This window comes from Sphingomonas sp. GW821-FHT10F09 (assembly GCF_058809195.1).
This window is the reverse complement of record NZ_JBXASI010000005.1, coordinates 1-18471: the sequence shown is the minus strand read 5'-3', so window position 1 is coordinate 18471 and position 18471 is coordinate 1. Positions and strand designations below refer to the sequence as shown.

Genomic DNA, 18471 nt, shown 5'->3' with positions numbered 1-18471 from the left:
CGCGGGTTTCCCGATCCGCCAGTGCGCCGCCCGGCGCGTCGACCTTGCGCTTGCGCCGTCCGTAGGCCATGACTTTGACACCGGTTCCCAGATTGCGGGACGAGAGAGGATACATGACCAAGGCGCTCACGATCGCTTCCGGCGACAGCGTTGCGACGCTGCTCGAAGACGGGCATGCCGGCGACACCGTCGCCGACGTCGTCCTGACCGCGGACGTTCCGCGCGGCCACAAGGTCGCGCTGACCCCGATCGATCCCGATGGCCCGGTCATCAAGTTCGGCTTTCCGATCGGCCGCGCCCGCCGCGCGATCGCACCCGGCGAGCACGTCCACAGCGACAATCTTGCGACCGGCCTGTCCGGCACCGGCAGCTATACCTACGATCCCAAGGTGCCGCCGGTCGCCGACGCGCGCACGACCGCGACCTTCGAGGGCTATGTCCGCGCCGACGGCCGCGTCGGCACGCGCAACGAGATCTGGATCCTCCCCACCGTCGGCTGCGTCGCGCGCACCGCCGAACGGATCGCCAAACAGGCGGGGGCCGCGCTCGCCGGGCAGATCGACGGCGTCCACGCCTTCACCCATCCGCACGGCTGTTCGCAGCTCGGGCAGGATCTCGACGGCGTCCGCGCGATCCTCGCCAGTCTCGCCTGCCATCCCAATGCCGGCGGCGTGCTGCTCGTCGGGCTGGGGTGCGAGGAGAATCAGGTCAAGGAGTTGCTCGCCGCGATCCCGCCCGAACGGCACGCCGCGATCCGTTACCTCACCGCACAGTTCAGCACCGACGAGGTCGAGGAAGGCTGCGCTCTGGTTGCCGAGCTGGCCGCGCAGGCGGCGACGCCGCGGCAGACGGTCGGGCTCGACCGGCTGGTGCTAGGCGTCAAATGCGGCGGGTCGGACGGGCTGTCGGGCCTCACCGCCAACCCCCTCGTCGGCCGGATCAGCGACCGCGTCGCCGAGGCGGGCGGGCGCGTCGTCTTCACCGAGATCCCCGAGATGTTCGGCGCCGAACAGATGCTGATGGACCGCGCCGCCACCCCGCAGGTGTTTGACCGGATGGTCGGCGTCATCAACGGCTTCCGCCAGTATTTCATCGATCACGGCGAACCGATCAGCGAGAATCCCTCCCCCGGCAACGTCGCCGGCGGCATCACCACGCTCGAGGAAAAGTCGCTCGGCGCGGTGCAGAAGGCCGGGCGCGCGATCGTCACCGACGTCATCGGCTATGGCGAACGTATCCGCGCCGACGGCCTGACCCTGCTGGAGGCGCCGGGCAACGACGCGGTATCCTCCACCGCGCTGGCGGCGGCGGGCGCAACCGCGATCCTGTTCACCACCGGGCGCGGCACCCCGCTCGGCTTTCCGGTGCCGACGGTCAAGATCGCCTCCAACTCCGATCTCGCCGCGCGCAAGCCGGGCTGGATCGATTTCGATGCGGGCGCGGTGCTCGACCGGGGGTTCGCCGCTACCGAGACGCTGCTGATCGACCGCATCTGCGCGATCGCATCGGGGGCGCCGACCGCGGCGGAAAACAACGACGAGCGCGAGATCGCGATCTGGAAACGAGGTGTGACGCTGTGACCCGACTGACCCGTGCGACGCTCGATCGCCTGCCCGCGTCCATCGCCAGTCCGCGCGGGCGGCCCGAACCGCAGGTCGGTATCGTCCACTTCGGCCCCGGCGCCTTCCACCGCGCGCATCAGGCGGCCTATGTCGACACCGTCCTGCAGCACGATCCGCGCTGGGGAATCGCTGCGGTGTCGATGCGCAGCCGCGGCACGGTCGAGTCGCTGGAGAAGCAGGACGGCCTCTACACGCTGGCGATCCGCGATGCCGAATCGGCGATGCGCGTGATCGGCGCACACCGGCGCTTCCTCGCGCCCGATGCGGCGGCGGAGACGCACGCGCTGCTCGCCGACCCCGCGGTCGGGCTGGTGACGACGACGGTGACCGAAAAGGGTTATTGCCTGAGCAGCGACGGCACGCTCGACCGCAACCACCCCGATATCGTCCGCGACCTTACCAGCGCGCCGGTGCCGGCGAGCGTGATCGGCTGGATCGTCGCCGGCCTCGCCGCGCGCCGCGACGCGGGCATCGCGCCGTTCGTGCCGATGCCTTGCGACAATTTGGCGAGCAACGGCGCCAAGCTGCACGCCGCGCTGATCGACTTCGCCGGCGCGCGCGACGCCGGCCTCGCCGACTGGATCGCGGGCGAGGTGCGGGTGCCCTCGACGATGGTCGATTCGATCACGCCGGCCTCCGACGATGCGCTCTACGCCGCGGTTGCGGACACGCTCGGGCTGGAGGATCGCGCCGCCGTCCAGCGCGAACGCTTCACCCAATGGGTGATCCAGGACGTCGGCATCCCGCTCGGCCCCGATCTCGCCGCCGCCGGCGCGACCGTCACCAGCGACGTCGCCGGCTATGAGAAGGCGAAGCTGCGCATCCTCAACGGTGCGCATTCGACGCTCGCCTATCTCGGCCTGCTGCGCGGCCATGCCAGCGTCGCGGAGGCGATGGGCGACGCCGAACTCGCCGGCTTCGTCGATGCGATGATCCGGCAGGATATCATGCCGATGCTGCCCGCCGTACCGGGGCTCGACCTCGACACGTATCGCGAACAGGTGCTCGCCCGCTTCCGCAACCCGGCGATCGTCCACCGGCTCGACCAGATCGCGCAGGACGGATCGCAGAAGCTGCCCTACCGGCTCGGCGACACGCTCGCCGCCAATCGCGCGGCCGGGCGGATGCCGGCGCATGTCGTCGCCGCGCTGGGCGGCTGGGTCGCCTTCCTGATCGCGCGGACGCGGCAGGGGCATGCGATCGTCGATCCCGCCGGCGACCGCCTCGCCGCCGCTGCGCATGGCGCCGATCCGGTGTCGCTGGTCCGCCGCCTCGCCAAGGACGGCCTCGGCCTGCCGCCGCAGGTCGCCGGCGACGCGCCCCTGCTCGCCGCCATCGAACGGGCGGCCGTCGCCGCACATGAAAAGCGCTGGGACGCGCGGTTCGGCTGATCCCGGCGCTTGTCATTGACACCGGTTTCCCATACCCCTTCGGGGAACGATCACAAAGAAGAGAGAGGGGGGCGTCAGCCCGATCCGATGCAACAGACCGATACACAGATCGATACCGGATCCGTCCACGCCATCGCTCATGCCTTCGTCGCCGCGCGCCGCGACGGCCATGCCCTGCTCGACTATCCCGGCGCCATTCCCGCCGATCTCGCCACCGCCTATCGCGTGCAGGATGCCGCGCTCGCGCTGGCGACGGGCGAGGTCGTCGGCTGGAAGGTCGGCCGCATCAATCCCGCGATCGACGGCATCGACCGGCTGAGCGGCCCGATCTTCGCCGACACCGTGTTCGAGGCGACCGACGGCGACCTGCCGATGCCGATCTTCGCCGACGGCTTCGGCGCGGCGGAGGCGGAATTCCTGATCCGCATCGGCACCGCGCCCGATCCCGCCAAGACCAGCTATACGATGGACGAGGCGCGCGCACTGATCGACGCCGTCCATGTCGGGATCGAGATCGCGAGTTCGCCCTTCCCCGGCATCAACACGCACGGGCCGACAGTGACCATCTCCGATTTCGGCAACAACAACGGGCTGGTGATCGGCGATGCGATCCCCGACTGGCGCGATACCGATCTCAATCAATGGCCGATCACGCTCGACATCAACGGCACCCGGATCGGTGCGGCGACCGCCGCGACGATGCTGGATGGCCCGATCGGCGCCGCCCGCTTCCTGTTCGAACATATGGCGGCACGCGCCATCGCGCTGAAACCAGGACAGTGGATTTCCAGCGGCGCGGTAACCGGGGTGCACCCCGTCGCCGTCGGTGATAGCGTCACCGCCACCTTCGATGGCCGCTACACCGTCGGCTGCACGATCAACGCCCGCTAAGAGGCTGACTTCCCGGAGAGAGATGATGGCCCAGAGAGAGACGATGGGGACGAACGAACGGACCCTCAGGGACCAGCGGGAAGCGCAGGTCGCTGCCGCTGCGACGACGGTGGGTCGCTATCGCTGGGTGATCTGCGCGCTGCTGTTCGCCGCGACCGCGATCAACTATGTCGACCGGCAGATGATCGGCGTGCTCAAGCCGACGATCTCCGCCGAGCTGGGCTGGTCGGAAACCACCTATGCCGACGTGATCTTCTGGTTCCAGGCCGCCTATGCGGTGGGCTACCTCAGCTTCGGCAAGATCGTCGACGTGGTCGGCGCGCGCATCGGCTATTCGGTCGCCTTCGTCATCTGGACCGCGGGCCACATCCTGTGCGGCTTCGTCAACACCGCCTTCCAGTTCAGCCTCGCCCGCGTCGTGCTCGGCATCGGCGAGAGCGGCAACTTCCCCGCCGGGATCAAGGCGGTGACCGAGTGGTTCCCCGCCAAGGAGCGCGCGCTGGCGACGGGCGTGTTCAACGCCGGCGCCAATATCGGCGCGATCGTCACGCCGCTGGTGGTGCCGTGGATCGTCATCGATCTCGGCCTCGGCTGGCGGATGGCGTTCATCATCACCGGCATCGCCAGCCTCGGCTGGCTGGTCGCGTGGATCGCGCTGTATCGCCGCCCGCGCGAGAGCACCAAGGTCAGCGCCGACGAGCTCGCCTATATCGAGAGCGACCCCGCCGATCCGGTCGAGCCGATCTCCTGGGGCCGGCTGATCCGCTACAAGGAAACCTGGGCGTTCGCGCTCGGCAAGTTCCTGATCGATCCGGTCTGGTGGCTGTTCCTGTTCTGGACGCCCGATTTCCTCGCCAAGACCTACAATCTCGATCTCAAGAGCTTCGGCCCGCCGCTGGTCGCGATCTACCTGATCTCCGACATCGGCTCGGTCGCGGGCGGCTGGTCGTCGTCGCGGCTGATGAAGCGCGGGTTCACCGCCAATGCCGCGCGCAAGATCACGATGCTGGTCTGCGCGATCCTCGTGATGCCGATCTTCTTCGCGCAATATGCCAGCAGCGTGTGGACCGCGGTCGCGATCGTCGGCCTCGCCACCGCCGCGCATCAGGCCTTCTCGGCCAATCTCTACACGCTGCCGTCGGACATGTTCCCGCGCGGGGCGGTGGGGTCGGTGATCGGCATCGGCGGCACCGTCGGCGCGATCGGCGGCATGCTGATGTCGAAGTTCACCGGCTACATCCTCGAAACCACGCACAGCTACACGCCGATCTTCGCGGTCGCCGGATCGACCTATCTGATCGCGGTGATCGTCATCCACCTGCTCAGCCCGCGGCTGGCACGGGTGGATGCCGCCTGATCGCATAAGACGGACCGCCGTCCTCACCCTTCCCTCTCCCGGCGGGAGAGGGAGAGACGGCAAAGCCGGCGAAGGGTGAGAACAGCCAAGCCCTGGAGAGGCCGCATGAAACCCACCTCGCTGCTCGCCATCGCAACGGCGCTGCTCGCCACCCCCGCGACCGCGCAGGACGGCCTGCTCTTCCGCGTTTCCGCCGACAAGGACCTGACCGCGGACAAAGCGGGCGGCGATCCCGTCCCCAACTTCCGCAGCGCCGTCACCGTCACGCCGGACGGCGCGATCGGCGGCGCGGCGCGCTGGGCGGACGAGGGCTATGTGGCGTGGGCTGCGCCGGGCAACATGCTGGCGCAGCGCGGCACGCTCGCCTTCTTCTGGCGCGCGCGCGACGCCGTCACCGACGCGCCGTTCGTGATCTTCCGCGCCGGTTTCGCCGACCACAGCAGCTGGGACATGGCGTTCCTGCGCATCGACTGGAACGGCCACGGCTTCGACGCCTTCGTCACCGACGCCAACCTGTCGCGGCTGCGCGTGTCGTGGCGGATGCCGACCCCGCCCGGTCCGGAGCAATGGGAGCATATCGCATTCGCCTGGGACGAGACGGTCGGCGTCCGGCTGTTCGTCGACGGCAGGGAGGTCGCGCGGCTGGCGCAGACCGCCGATCTCGATTCCGGGCTCGACCAGTTCGGCATGGCGGGGCGCGTCATCAGCCCGCATCAGGTGCAGAGCCGCTACAATTTCATGCGCGGCAGCGATCTGGACGAGATCCGCGTCTACGACCGGATGCTCGCCACCGCCGATGTCGCCACGCTCGCGGCCAAGCGCGAACCCACGCTCGCCCCGGCCGATACCGCCGCCGCGCAGCGCAGCGCGTGGCTGCACCGCTACGGCTGGGACAAGACCGCGCCGCCGGTGCTGACCGACCCCGTCACCAGCGTCCGCCGCATCGAATTCGCCGATGCGAAAGACCTCAAGCAATGGATGTACAAGGGCGTCGACGGCATCGCCGAGACGACCTGGCCCGGTGTCTACAACCGGTCGAAGCTACCCGGCCGCGACGATTATTTCCAGCTGCCCGACTGGAACGTCTATGTCGAGGGCGGCAAGCGCTACGACCTGACCATCCCCGCCGGCCAGCGCGTCAACCGCGTCGAGATCCGCGGCGCGGCCTATGGCACGCTGCGGTGGAACGACGCCGCGGTCGCCACCCGTGCGAAGGGCGTGGTGCGCAGCGTCGATGCGCTCGCCCCCCGCATCGGCGGCGTGCTGAGCTTCGTCAACGTCATGCAGGAACAGCCGATCCAGGAGCTGTGGGCCTATGACGTCGGCGCCTCGCCCGAACCGGCGGGCAGTTACAAGCTGAGCTACACGATCGACGCCGCCGCCTCGCCCCGCCTCGCCAGCCTCGACCCGCTCAACGCCTATATCGCCGGCCGCTACCCCGTCGACGAGCGCGCGACCGTGCTGGCGATGCCGTCGTCGGGCATGCGCGTCGCGGTCGGCGCGGGCGCGGCGGGCGGCACCGCCGCGATCCGGCGCGCGCCCGGCAAGCCGATCGTCCATGTGCTGATCCCGGCGAGCTTCGGCGACGCCTACCCCGACCGGCCGCTGGCACGGGCATGGGATTACGGCTGGCAGAATACGTACGACGGGCTGGACGGCATCGCGATCGACCTGCCCGCACTGAAGGGCAAGGCGGGCGCGGTCATCCCGCTCAACATCCGTATCGCCGACCCGATCTGGCCGGCGCGCGCGATGATCGACCTGTCGGTCTCGGTCCGTGCCGGCGAGGCGCGCACCCTGTGGCTCGACCTGCGCGATCGTATCCTGTCGCACGACGGCCTGTTCCTGACGATCGCATCGGGTGCCGCGGACTTCGATGCGGAAAGCCTCAATGGCGCGAAGATCCGCCTCGTGTTCAAGCCGCGCGACGCGGCGAAGGCGGAGCATGTCGCCGACCGCTTCAACCAGGTTCGCGACAATTGGGGGTTCCTCGTCGAGGAGCACACCGCCTCGAAACGCGAGGGGCTGTACCGGCGCGTCTTCGCCGACATCTCCGACCTGCTTCGCGTCGATCCCGATCACGTCCAGGGCCGCGCCTATTGGGCGGACATCAACTACCGGCCCGAGAACATGCCTACGGTCCCGCTGCCGCCGGTCGCTGCCGGCGTGCCGGCCTGGGCGGCGCGGCAGCTGGACGACCTCAGGATCACCCGCGATTTCGTGACGTGGTGGATCGACCATCGCCAGGTGCCGTACGGCGACTTCGGCGGCGGCCTGTCCGACGACACCGACCTCACTCAGCAATGGCCAGGCCTCGCGCTGATGGGGGTCGAACCCGACAAGGTGAACGCCTCCCTCCGCGCCGTGTCCGACGCGGTTTTCGCCAACGGCATGCGGGTGGGCGGCCTCGGCTATATCACCACCGACGAACTGCACGCCTACGAGGAGGGGCTGAACTCCGACGCGCAGCGGCTCTACCTCAACTGGGGCGAGCCGAAGGCGGTCGAGCGGATCATGGAGACGACGCGCGCGCTACAGGGCGTCATCCTGAAAAATCCGGCCGGCCACATGCATTTCGCCACCAACTGGTACGGCGGGCGAAAGATGTACCGCGAAGGCGCGTTCGCATGGCAGAAACCGTACAGCTTCACCGTGCTCCACGGCCCGATGCTGCTCGGCCTGTACAACGCCAGCCCGGCCGCGCGCGGGCTCGTCACCGGCGTGATCGACGGCTGGATGGCGCACGGCAAGCAGGGCGCCGACGGCAGCTGGAGCTATCCGAACGAGATCAACTGGCAGACCGATGCAACGCGCGTCGGCGACGGCGGCGGCGTCTCGACGCCGTTGCAGGGCGCCTGGGCCGCGTGGCGGTTCACCGGCGACGCGCGCTATCTGCGTCCGATCATGGCGCGGGTCGGCAAGTCGGGCAGCGGCCTTGCCGAATTCAACGAGAACGCCTTCGACCTGATGCCCGGCGGCGCCGACCTGCGCGCCAAGGTCGCGAAGGCGGCGAGCAACGACCCGTTCGCCCGCTACGCCGCCTGGACGACGACCGGCGACACCGCGATCCTCGCCGGCCTGCATGCCGACGCGTGGCAGGACAAGGCGCAGCATCACTATATGTATACGGAGGGCCATTGGTGGTCCGACCGGGTCGACCAGCCGACCGACATCCTGCAACGCGAACGGCTCGGCGGCATCGCGCTGCGCCGTAACCAGACGTGGCCGGGCAATACCGTCAGCTGGCGCTTCGCGACGCCGGGCGCGGCGGAACGGGTCGCGATCCTCGTCCCCGGCGCGACGCGCGACGCCTTCAGGGTGATCGCCTACAACACCGGCGACGCGGCGGAGCAGGCGACGATGTCGACGTGGAACGTGACCGCGGGGCAATGGCAGGTGCGGACCAGCACCAGCAGCGACGGCGGCAGGACGCTGGTCCCGGCCGGCGCCCCGGTGACGGTCCCGCTGGAACGCAGCGCCGGAACCACGGTGACGTTCGCGCCGCACACGACGACGGTGATCGAGGCGACATTGGTTCAGCCGACCACACCGGTCGAGACACGGCCGGACATCGGCATCGGCAGCGACGACGTCGCGGTAAAGGGCCGGACGGTGACGCTGACCGTCCACGGCCTCGGTTCGGTGCCGTCGGGCGCGGGCACCGCGACGCTGGTCGCGGCGGACGGCCGCGTCGTCGCCTCGGCCGCGATCCCGCCGCTGGAGGCTCCGAACGACCTCCGGCCGCGGACCGCGCAGGTGCGCTTGTCTGCGCCGGGCGGCGTTGCCGGACTGACCGCGCGCGTGACGCTGACCGGCGATACGCCGGAGGTGACGCTGCTCAACAATGCGGTGCCGGTGGCGGCACAGTGACGCCACCGCCGTTCCCCCGTCCGCATCGCCGCGCGCTACTGGCGGGATTGGGGGCGACCGTCACCGCCGCCTGCACGCGCGACCTTGGCACGACGGCCCGGCCCGATCCCGCCCTGCCGGACGCGCTCGACGCGGCCGCGCAGCTGCCGCCGGCGGAGGCGCTCGCCCGCCTCGCCGGCTTCGACCCGCGCGTGCTGCCGATGGCGCAGCGGCTCGACCTCCTCACCGCCCGCGCCGGACTCGCGATCGACGCGCAGCTCGCCGCACTGCCCGGCACCCGCGGGCGCAAGGGCGGATACCGCCCCGTCGCCGGGCCGATCGCGCCGGCGCATTATGCGCTGCTGCTCGCTCGCCCGCTCGGCCCGGTCACGCCGCAGGCCGCCCGGGCGCGCCTGACCCGCGAACTCGCCAGCCTCCACGCCCGCGCCGCCGCGGCATTCGCGCGCATCGGCCTCACCACCGGCAGCATCGGCGCGCGCTACACCCGCCTGTGGCAGGACGATCGCTTCCTCTACACCGACCCCGCCGCCGCGGTGGCGGCGATGGTCGCGTCGCTCGCCGACGCCCGCACCCGGGTGGCGGCGCAGGTCGGCCCCGTACCCGGCTGGTGCACCGACGTCGTCGTCCGCACGCTGTCGGCGGAGGAGATCGCCGCCGGCCGCAACGGCTATCGCATCGCCCCGACCCCGACGCAGCAGGGCGTCTATATCGTCGACCTCAAACAGCTGCGCCGCCGCCCCACCTGGACGTTGCCGAGCGTCGTCGCGCACGAATTGCTGCCCGGCCATATGATCCAGCTCGGGCTGGAGGGGATCGTGCCGCCGCACCCGCTGCGCATCGCCTATGCGGCGAGCTTCGTCGAGGGCTGGGGCATCCATGCCGAGGCGCTCGCCGCGCGCGACGGCGCCTTCGCCGATCCGCATGCGATGCTCGGCCATCTCCACTGGCTGATCTTCCGCGTCGCGCGCGCGCTGGTCGATCTCGGGATCCATCTCGACGGCTGGTCGCGCGACGACGCGTACGCCCGGCTGGTCGCATGGCAGGGCGAGTCCGCCTATTTCGCCCCCTTCGCCACCGAACTGCCGCGCATCGCCGCCGAACCTGCGGTCCGCGTCGGCGAGGCGATGGCCTGGCTCGCCATCGCCGATGCGGTCGGCGACCGGCGCGGCGCGGCCCGGATCGCGGTCCACCAGCGCCTGCTGCGCCACGGCCGGATGCGCAGCGACGCGATCGGCAACACTTCCTAACGCGAAACAGCCACCGCCACGGACCTACCTGGGCTCTCGCGCGTCTGATCCCGCACGCACGCGCATTCCGGCCTGCGTCCCCGGAGGGTAATGTGGCCGCTTCCTTCGTCCGCCATCTCGAACCGACGCTCTATCCCGATCCCAAACGCACGGTGATCCGTCCGTTCCTGCCCGGCGATCCCGACCCGTTTCGCGTCGAGGGCAAGCCACGCGGCGACCGGATCGTCGCCCGCACGCTGGCGATGTCGGACGACGAGGTCGAGGCTTTGGTAGAGATCATTTTGGAAGGGCTCGGCGCCCGCCATCGCGAGGTGCCGGCGCTGCTGATGCGCCGCTTCGACGAGGTCGCGGCCGAGCTCAAGCTCGACACGACCGTCTCCGAAAAGCGCAAGATGTTGATCGGCGGCTATTTCAGCGCCGAATATTCGTTCGAGGCGGCGGCGCTGTTTAATCCCAGCATCGTCCCTCACCCCGATCAGGGCGATTGTCCCGAAGGCAGCATCCGCTTCGTCCTGTCGCTGCGCGGGATCGGCGAAGGGCATCTGTCTTCGGTCACCTTCCGCACCGGCACCTGGGGCCCGGACGATGATGATCTCGTCATCGACGAACCCAGCCAGCAAGGCGTGCCGCCGTTGATCGAGCAGCCCGATCCCGAACTCGTCCGTCAGATCGGGGCCAAGGCGCTCATCCAGCTCAATTGTCGCGACGCGCGCGAACCGTCGGAAACCGTGCTGTTCCCGGTCATCGAAAGCCAGAGCCGCGGCATCGAGGACCTGCGCCTCGTCCGATTCCGCGAGGACGACGGTCGCGAGACCTATATCGGCACCTATACCGCCGTCGGCAACGAGAGCGCGCGACAGGAGGTGTTGCAGACCGACGATTTCCGCCTGTTCCACATGCATCCGGTCGGCGGTCCGGTGTCGATCGGCAAGGGCATGGCGCTGTTCCCGCGCAAGATCGACGGCCAGTTCGCCGCGCTGTTCCGTCACGACAACGAGAACCTGTGGTTCGGCAAGAGCGACACGCCGCTGGAATGGAACGACCCGGTCAAGATCATGACGCCCGAATATCCGTGGGAATTCGTACAGATCGGCAATTGCGGCTCCCCGATCGAGATCGACGAGGGCTGGCTGGTCATCACCCATGGCGTCGGCATCGTCCGCAGCTATTGCATCGGCGCCGTCCTGCTCGACCGCGACGATCCGACCAAGGTGTTGAAGAGGCTCGCCGAGCCGCTGATCCAGCCCAATGGCGAGACGTGGGACGGCTATGTCCCCAACGTCGCCTATACCTGTGGCGGGCTGGTCCGTGGCCGCACCCTGCTGCTGCCCTATGCGCTGGCCGACGACATGACGACCTTCGCGGTGGCGCCGCTCGACGAACTGCTCGCCGCGATGCGCTAAGTCCGGCTCGTGCGGGAGCGCATCACGTCTGCGACGCCCAGACCGTCAGCAGCGTATGTGCGATCGCATAGACGGGCGGCGCGACGAAAGGCCCCGGCTCGCCCGCCAGCACCGCGCGCACCATTTCGCGCGGCACCCACATCGCATCCTCCAGCTCGGCGGTGTCGAGCGTGATCGCATCGTCCTCCGCCACGCCGGTGCAGGCGATCATCAGCGACGACGGGAACGGCCACGGCTGGCTCGCCACGTAGCGGACGTCGCGCACCCGTACGCCTGCCTCCTCGTGGATCTCACGCGCCACCGCCTCCTCGACCGATTCGCCCGGTTCGACGAAGCCGGCGAGCGCGGAATAGCGCCCCTCGGGCCAGCCCTTGCCGCGCCCCAGCAAGGCCCGCCCGTCATGCTCCGCGATCATGATGACGACCGGGTCGACGCGCGGGAAATGTTCGGTGTAGCAGGCGTCGCACTGCCGCCCCCAGCCGGCGCGGAACAGGTGCGTGGTCGAACCGCAGCGCGCGCAGAAACGATGCCGTGCATGCCAGTCGAGCAGGCTGCGCGCCGCAGCATAGGTCGCCGCCTCGCCAGGCTCCAGTGCCGCCAGCATCGTCATCAGCGCCGGCGAGCGCATCGCGGGCGTCGTCCCCTCGCCGCTGGCGGGCAGCAGCGCAGCGACATGCGCGCGATCCTGCGCGTCGAGCCCGAGCAGGATCACCTCCGCCTCCTGCGGCAGGTCGGCGAGGCTGGTCCACGCCAGCCGTCCGTCCTCGATCTGCGGCATCAGCCCGTCGAGCCTGAGCAGTCGCGCCCGCCAGTCGAGCTTGGCCGACAGGCCGGCGGGATCGTGACGCAGCGCGTCGGCGCGGTCGAGCAGGCCGCCGGTGAACCCGGGGCTCATCGTGCGAACCGCGACAGATCGGCGACGAGCGCGCGGACCGCTTCCTGCCGCACGGGCCAGCGGTCCGCCGGGAAGTAATTGACCATGATCGTGCCGCGCACCTTCTTCACCGGGTCGACGAAGGCGACGGTGCCGGCCGCACCGCCCCAGCCATAGGTCCCCTTCGACGGGCTGCCGCCCGGTCCGTCGGCGAGGTACACCGATCCGCCCGCGCCGTAGCCCATCGGCGTCGCGCCGGCGGCGGCACCGCCGGTCGCGCCGCCGACCCCGCCGAAGGTGACGCCGGCGGGCAGCAGGTTCGACATGGCGAGGCGCACCGTTTCCGGCTTCATGATCCGCACCCCGTCCAGCGCTCCCCCGTCGGCGAGCATGTGCAGGAACCGGTCGTAATCGCGCGCCGACATCACCAGTCCCGCGCCGCCATAGGGAAAGCTCGGCGGCTGGAGGTAGACCGAGGTCGCGGCGGGATCGAGCGGCGTCAGCACCTCGCCGGTCCAGGCGTAATTGGTCGCCAGCCGCCCCGCCTGCGCCTTGGGTACGGTCCAGTAGCTCGACGTCATCTTCAGCGGTGCGAAGATGCGCGTGTCGACGAACGTATCGAACGGCTGGCCAGACGCCACCTCGATCACCCGGCCCATCACGTCGAGGCCGACCGAATAATTCCATGCCGTACCGGGCTGCGCGATCAGCGGCGCCTGCGCGACGCGGTCGGCGAATTCCGCCAGCGTCGCCGGGCGGGTGCGCCGCATCATCGGCTCGATCGACGCACTGACCGCCGCCGGCAGGATGCCGAGCCGCTCATATTCCTTCAGCAGCGCGCCCTTGGCGATGATGTTGTAGGTGATGCCCGACGTGTGGGTGAGCAGCATGCGGATCGTGATCGGCGTCTTCGCCGGCACGCTGGCGAGGCTGGTGGCGGGGCTGGTGGCGACTTTCATGGTGGCGAAGGTGGGAATGTAATTCGACACCGGATCGTCGAGGCCGATCTTGCCCTCCTCGATCAAAATCATCGCCGCCATCGCGGTGACGGGCTTGGTCATCGAATAGACGCGCCACAGGCTGTCGGGCGTCGCCGGGGCCGCGGCGGGATCGGTGGCGAGCCGGCCGGCGGACACGAACATCGTCGGGCGATCGCCGACGCCGAAGGCGGCGACGATGCCCGGCATCTTGCCGTCGCGGACATAGCCGTCGAACAGCGCCTGCGTCGTCGGCAGCGGAGCGACGGCAACATGATCGCCCGCCCCCGGATAGGGCGACCGCATCGCCTGCCCGTTCACCGCGGCCGCGGCGATCAGCCCCGTAAGGCCCAGCCCGACGATTGCGTACAGTCGCTTCATCCATCCCTCCTCATCACCGCCGCCGCGGCCTTGGCGAACAGCGTCGGCAGCCCGGCGCGGTCCAGCGCCGCGATCGGCCACCACAGGCCATCGTCCGCGTGATGCGCCGGCCCCCTGGCGACGGCAAGCGTCAGTTCGATGTCGAAATGCGTGAATCCGTGCGACACGGTGGCGTTGCGCATTTCCCATGCGGCATCGACCGGCGCACCCGCCAGCCCGGGCGGCTCATCCCCCCACGGCCCGGTCGGCAGCGCCCGCATCCCGCCGAGCAGGCCCTTGTCCGGCCGGCGCACGAGCAGCACCTCCTCCCCGCGCTGCAGCCAGAAGATCGTGCCGTGACGCTGCGGCTTCGCCTTCTTCGCGGCCTTGACCGGCAGGCGTTCGGGCGCGCCCTCGCGAACGCCGCGACATTCCTCGTCAAGGGGACAAAGCAGGCACGTCGGCGTCTTAGGCGTGCAGATGCCGGAGCCCAGATCCATCATCGCCTGCGCGAAATCGCCCGCGCGGGCGTCGGGCGTCACCCGGTCCGCCGCCGCGCGGATCGCCGCCCGCGCACCCGGCAACGGCTCCCGAATCGCGAACAGGCGCGCGACGACGCGTTCGACGTTGGCGTCGACCACCACCGCGCGCCGGCCGAAGGCGATCGCCGCCACCGCCGCCGCGGTATAGGCGCCGAGGCCCGGCAGCGTCCGCAACACCGCCTCGTCCTGCGGAAACGCGCCGCCATGCTCCGCCACCACGACCTTCGCCGCCGCGACCAGATTGCGCGCCCGCGCATAATAGCCGAGCCCCGCCCAGGCGGCCATCACCTCCGCCTCGTCCGCCGCCGCGAGGCTGGCGAAATCGGGCCAGCGCGCCGTCCATGCCTCGAACCGCGGCCGCACCGCCGCGACCGTCGTCTGCTGCAGCATCACCTCCGACAGCCAGACGCGATAGGGGTCCGCCGTCTCGCCCGGCAGCGCGCGCCACGGCAGCGCACGGCGGTGCGAATCGTACCAGGCGAGCAGCAGCGGCGCGATCGCCGCGGGGTTCGGGATCGGATCGGGGCGGGGGCAAGAGCGTGTAGCGTCCACGCCCCGGCTATGGCATGGGTCGCGCGATGAGCAAGCGCGCCGGCGCCCCCCCAGTCGAAGCCCCCCGCCAGAATCGCGCCCGCGCGGTCAGCGAACTGCTGCCCGCGATCCATGGCGCCGCGTTCAAGCGATTCGGCTTCGTGCAGAGCGCGCTGGTCACCCGCTGGCCGGAGATCGTCGGCGCGCGCTGGGCCGCCGCCTCCAACCCCGAATCGCTGCGCTTCCCGCCGGGCAAGAAGGCGGACGGCGTGCTCACCATCGTCGTGCGCGGCGCGCATGCGCCGATGATACAGCATATCGCGCCCGAGATCGTCGAGCGGGTCAACCGCTTCTTCGGCTATGCCGCGGTCGCGCGGCTGACGATCCGCCAGGGCGAGGTCGCCAAGCCGATGCCGCGCACCGCGCCGCCATCGCTGAAACCCGCACCGCCCGAGATCGGCGAGGGCCTGAAGGTCATCGGCGATCCCGAATTGCGTGCCGTGCTCGAATCGCTCGCCGCGGGGGTCCACGCCACCCGCGGCATCCCCAAGGTAGGTTGATGATGCGCCCGTTCGTCCCGCTCGCGTTCGCGTTTGCCCCCCTCGCCCTGACGCTGGTCGCCGCGGCGCCGGCCACCGACTGGAGCCAGGTCGCGCGCCCGACCGCGAAGGGTGCGTATGTCTTCGGCAACCCCGCCGCGCCGGTGAAGCTGGTCGAATATGGCAGCTACACCTGTTCGCATTGCGCCGATTTCGCCAATGCGAGCGCGCCCGTGCTCAAGGGGCAGATGATCCGTTCGGGCAAGCTCAGCCTCGAATATCGCCACCTGATCCGCGATCCCGCCGATCTCGGTGCCGCGATCCTGGCGCGCTGCGCCGGCCCGCGCGGTTTCGGCGCGGCGCATGCGATGATCTTCGCGACGCAGGAGACGTGGCTGGCCAAAGTCGCCGCCTATCAGCAGGCGAACCCGACGATCGACCAGCAGCCGCTGATCGCGCAGGCGCGCCGCTATGCCGATGCGGCCGGGCTGACCGCAGCGATGCGCACCCGCGGGCTGACGCCGGCCGCGATCAAGGCCTGTTTCGCCGACAAGGCCGCGATCGACCGCATCACCGCGATGACCAGCGACGCGCCGATCGAGGTGCGCAGCACGCCGACCTTCTACCTCAACGGCGAACTCCAGCCGCCGCTGGGCTGGGACAAGCTCGAACCCGTCTTGCGTGCCAAGGGGGTCAAGTGATCGTTTATGGAGCGTAAAATCATGAAGTTGCTCGCGTCCCTCCTCGTCCTGCCGCTGGCGCTCGCCGGCTGTTCCAAGGAAACCGGCACGCCGTCCGCACCGGCATCGCCCGTCGCCGCCGTCACCGCGCCGGCGGGCCAGAACTGGACCGACACCGTCTCGCGCACCGCCGAGGGGACGATCGTCGGCAACCCGAACGCGCCGATCAAGCTGGTCGAATATGGCTCGCGCCTCTGCCCGACCTGTGGCGCGCTCGCCCGCGAAAGCTTCGGGCCGCTGATGAACACCTATGTGAAGTCGGGCAAGGTGAGCTTCGAATATCGCGAATTCCTCGTCCACGGCGCGCCCGACCTGCCGCCCGCGCTGCTCGGCAATTGCACCGATCCCGCCGCCTTCTTCCCGATCCTCGACCAGATGTATCAGGCGCAGGACGGCTTCAACACCAAGCTACAGGCGACGCCGCAGCCGGTGCAGGCGCAATTGCAGTCGGCCAAGCCGGTCGACGCGATCCGCATCATGGCCGAACAGATGGGCCTCGTCGACTTCGCCAAGCAGCGCGGCATCCCCGAAGCCAAGGCCCGCGCCTGCCTTGCCGACATGACCCAGATCGACCGCTGGACCAAGCAGACGCAGGACAAGAGCGCCGACGGCACCGTCGCCGGCACGCCGACCCTGCTCATCAACGGCAAGAAGGCCGAAGCGGTGACCTGGGGCCAGCTGGAGCCGCTGCTCAAGGCGGCGGGCGCGTAAGAGGGGCTTTCGCGCTGAGACGCGAAGACGCGAAGAAGGGGTTCACGCGGAGACGCGGAGACGCGGAGGTGTTCCACCCGCGGCATCTCCCCCTCTTCCGCGAAGCGGCTTCATCTTAGCGGCTTCGCGCCTTCGCGTGACATGTCTGCGCGCAGAGGCGCGGAGATCGCGGAGGAAGACGGACGACAGCGCCTCCGGCGCCCCCTTCTTCTCCGCGTCTCCGCGTCTCCGCGTGAACCCACCTGCTTCCTGACGCCCACCGCCACGCGCAGAGGGAGCCGCTGCTCAAGGCGGCGGGCGCGAAAGGGGGGCTTTCGCGCTGAGACGCGAAGACGCGAAGAAGGGGGTTCACGCGGAGACGCGGAGACGCGGAGGTGTTCCACCCGTGGCATCTCCCCCTCTTCCGCGAAGCGGCTTCATCTTAGCGGCTTCGCGCCTTCGCGTGACATGTTTGCGCGCAGAGGCGCAGAGATCGCGGAGGAAGACGGGCGACAGCGCTTCCGGCGCCCCCTTCTTCTCCGCGCCTCCGCGCGAACCATTCTTCTTCCTTGCTCCCGCCACGCGCAGAGCTTGAAACCCCACCCGGAACCCGGCACCCCACGCCCGTGCAGATCAAGCGGCTCCGCATCGCCGGCTTCAAGAGCTTCGTCGACCCCGCCGATCTGCGCATCGAGCCGGGCCTGACCGGCGTCGTCGGCCCCAACGGCTGCGGCAAGTCCAACCTGCTCGAGGCGCTGCGCTGGACGATGGGCGAGAACAGCGCACGGTCGCTGCGCGGTGCCGGGATGGAGGACGTGATCTTCGCCGGCACCGCCACCCGGCCGCCGCGCGCCTTTGCCGAGGTGTCGATCCTGCTCGACACCGGCGACGCCGCCAATCCCGACGAGCGCGAGGTCGTGCGCCGGATCGAACGCGGCGCCGGCAGCGCCTATCGCATCGACGGCCGCGACGTCCGCGCGAAGGACGTCGCGCTGCTGTTCGCCGATGCCGCCACCGGCGCGCACAGCCCGGCGCTGGTCAGCCAGAACCGCATCGGCGCGGTCATCGCCGCCAAGCCCGCCGAGCGCCGCGCGATGCTGGAGGAGGCGGCGGGGATCGCCGGCCTTCACGTCCGCCGCAAGGACGCCGAACAGAAGCTCCGCGCCACCGAGGCCAACCTTCTCCGCCTCGACGAGCTGATCGCCGAACAGGACGTCCGCGCCGCCGCGCTGCGCCGGCAGGCGCGCGCCGCCGACCGCTATCGCGCGCTGTCCGAGCAGATCCGCATCGCCGAGGGGCGGATGATCTTCGCCCGCTGGCGCGACGCGGTCGCTGCCGCCGACGCCGCCCGCACCGAGGCGCAGGCCGCCGATGCCCGGGTCGCCGCCGCCACCGCCGCCGAACAGGACGCCGCCGGCGCGCAGCACGCCGCCGCCG

The 18471-nt window shown here is 70.2% G+C and carries 14 protein-coding genes; 11 read left to right on the top strand and 3 right to left on the bottom strand.

The genetic code is table 11. From position 1 onward, the window contains the following. The first annotated feature begins 113 nt into the window (after positions 1–113). The 7 genes from AC1RTO_RS15090 to AC1RTO_RS15060 all read left to right on the top strand — a co-directional run bounded on the left by AC1RTO_RS15090 (position 114) and on the right by AC1RTO_RS15060 (position 11781). Positions 114–1580, top strand: a complete 1467-nt coding sequence (locus AC1RTO_RS15090; RefSeq protein ID WP_493161629.1) for a UxaA family hydrolase — start codon at positions 114–116, stop codon at positions 1578–1580. Next, positions 1577–3013 (top strand): mannitol dehydrogenase family protein, encoded by a 1437-nt coding sequence (locus AC1RTO_RS15085; RefSeq protein WP_493161628.1) that lies wholly within the window; start codon positions 1577–1579, stop codon positions 3011–3013. The genes AC1RTO_RS15090 and AC1RTO_RS15085 overlap by 4 nt, the downstream gene beginning before the upstream one ends. A gap of 87 nt (positions 3014–3100) precedes the next feature. After that, on the top strand, positions 3101–3904 hold the full coding sequence (locus AC1RTO_RS15080; protein WP_493161627.1) for a 2-keto-4-pentenoate hydratase: 804 nt from the start codon (positions 3101–3103) through the stop codon (positions 3902–3904). A gap of 43 nt (positions 3905–3947) precedes the next feature. After that, positions 3948–5261, top strand: coding sequence for an MFS transporter (locus AC1RTO_RS15075; protein WP_414711346.1), 1314 nt, complete (start codon positions 3948–3950; stop codon positions 5259–5261). Positions 5262–5366: 105 nt separating this feature from the next. Further along, positions 5367–9131: a LamG-like jellyroll fold domain-containing protein gene (locus tag AC1RTO_RS15070; RefSeq protein ID WP_493161626.1), complete on the top strand. Its 3765-nt coding sequence runs from the start codon at positions 5367–5369 to the stop codon at positions 9129–9131. Then, a complete protein-coding gene (locus AC1RTO_RS15065; RefSeq protein ID WP_493161625.1) occupies positions 9128–10378 on the top strand; it encodes a DUF885 family protein in 1251 nt (416 codons plus the stop codon). Before AC1RTO_RS15070 ends, AC1RTO_RS15065 begins: the two co-directional genes overlap by 4 nt. A 92-nt stretch (positions 10379–10470) precedes the next feature. Next, a complete protein-coding gene (locus AC1RTO_RS15060) occupies positions 10471–11781 on the top strand; it encodes a glycoside hydrolase family 130 protein (RefSeq protein WP_493161624.1) in 1311 nt (436 codons plus the stop codon). Positions 11782–11803: 22 nt separating this feature from the next. On the opposite strand, the gene nudC is transcribed toward AC1RTO_RS15060, so the two are convergent. Genes nudC through AC1RTO_RS15045 form a run of 3 tightly spaced genes read right to left on the bottom strand, consistent with a single transcriptional unit; the run spans position 11804 to position 15086 of the window. Then, the gene (gene nudC, locus AC1RTO_RS15055) at positions 11804–12676 is read right to left on the bottom strand and encodes an NAD(+) diphosphatase (RefSeq protein WP_493161623.1); all 873 of its coding nucleotides are present in this window, start codon (positions 12674–12676) and stop codon (positions 11804–11806) included. Further along, entirely contained in the window at positions 12673–14013 is a 1341-nt protein-coding gene (locus AC1RTO_RS15050) for a serine hydrolase domain-containing protein (protein WP_493161622.1), read from the bottom strand. Before AC1RTO_RS15050 ends, nudC begins: the two co-directional genes overlap by 4 nt. Further along, positions 14010–15086 carry an A/G-specific adenine glycosylase gene (locus tag AC1RTO_RS15045; protein ID WP_493161621.1) on the bottom strand — a complete coding sequence of 359 codons (1077 nt, stop codon included), beginning with the start codon at positions 15084–15086 and terminating at the stop codon, positions 14010–14012. The genes AC1RTO_RS15050 and AC1RTO_RS15045 overlap by 4 nt, the downstream gene beginning before the upstream one ends. 26 nt (positions 15087–15112) lie before the next feature. On the opposite strand from AC1RTO_RS15045, the gene AC1RTO_RS15040 reads away from it, so the two are divergent. The 4 genes from AC1RTO_RS15040 to AC1RTO_RS15025 form a co-directional block, all read left to right on the top strand. Next, entirely contained in the window at positions 15113–15625 is a 513-nt protein-coding gene (locus AC1RTO_RS15040) for a DUF721 domain-containing protein (RefSeq protein WP_493161620.1), read from the top strand. Between the two features lie 2 nt (positions 15626–15627). Beyond that, positions 15628–16305: a DsbA family protein gene (locus AC1RTO_RS15035; RefSeq protein ID WP_493161619.1), complete on the top strand. Its 678-nt coding sequence runs from the start codon at positions 15628–15630 to the stop codon at positions 16303–16305. Between the two features lie 21 nt (positions 16306–16326). Further along, positions 16327–17055: a thioredoxin domain-containing protein gene (locus AC1RTO_RS15030; RefSeq protein WP_493161618.1), complete on the top strand. Its 729-nt coding sequence runs from the start codon at positions 16327–16329 to the stop codon at positions 17053–17055. Between the two features lie 605 nt (positions 17056–17660). Then, positions 17661–18471: AAA family ATPase (locus tag AC1RTO_RS15025; RefSeq protein ID WP_493161617.1), on the top strand; the 811-nt coding region annotated here is incomplete at its 3' end.

Bases quoted from the DNA above. Each gene is read 5' to 3' on its own strand.
- AC1RTO_RS15090 (WP_493161629.1), top strand. From the start codon at position 114: ATGACCAAGGCGCTCACGATCGCTTCCGGCGACAGCGTTGCGACGCTG.
- AC1RTO_RS15080 (WP_493161627.1), top strand. From the start codon at position 3,101: ATGCAACAGACCGATACACAGATCGATACCGGATCCGTCCACGCCATC.
- AC1RTO_RS15075 (WP_414711346.1), top strand. From the start codon at position 3,948: ATGGGGACGAACGAACGGACCCTCAGGGACCAGCGGGAAGCGCAGGTC.
- AC1RTO_RS15070 (WP_493161626.1), top strand. From the start codon at position 5,367: ATGAAACCCACCTCGCTGCTCGCCATCGCAACGGCGCTGCTCGCCACC.
- nudC (WP_493161623.1), bottom strand. From the start codon at position 12,676: ATGAGCCCCGGGTTCACCGGCGGCCTGCTCGACCGCGCCGACGCGCTG.
- AC1RTO_RS15050 (WP_493161622.1), bottom strand. From the start codon at position 14,013: ATGAAGCGACTGTACGCAATCGTCGGGCTGGGCCTTACGGGGCTGATC.
- AC1RTO_RS15040 (WP_493161620.1), top strand. From the start codon at position 15,113: ATGAGCAAGCGCGCCGGCGCCCCCCCAGTCGAAGCCCCCCGCCAGAAT.
- AC1RTO_RS15035 (WP_493161619.1), top strand. From the start codon at position 15,628: ATGCGCCCGTTCGTCCCGCTCGCGTTCGCGTTTGCCCCCCTCGCCCTG.
- AC1RTO_RS15030 (WP_493161618.1), top strand. From the start codon at position 16,327: ATGAAGTTGCTCGCGTCCCTCCTCGTCCTGCCGCTGGCGCTCGCCGGC.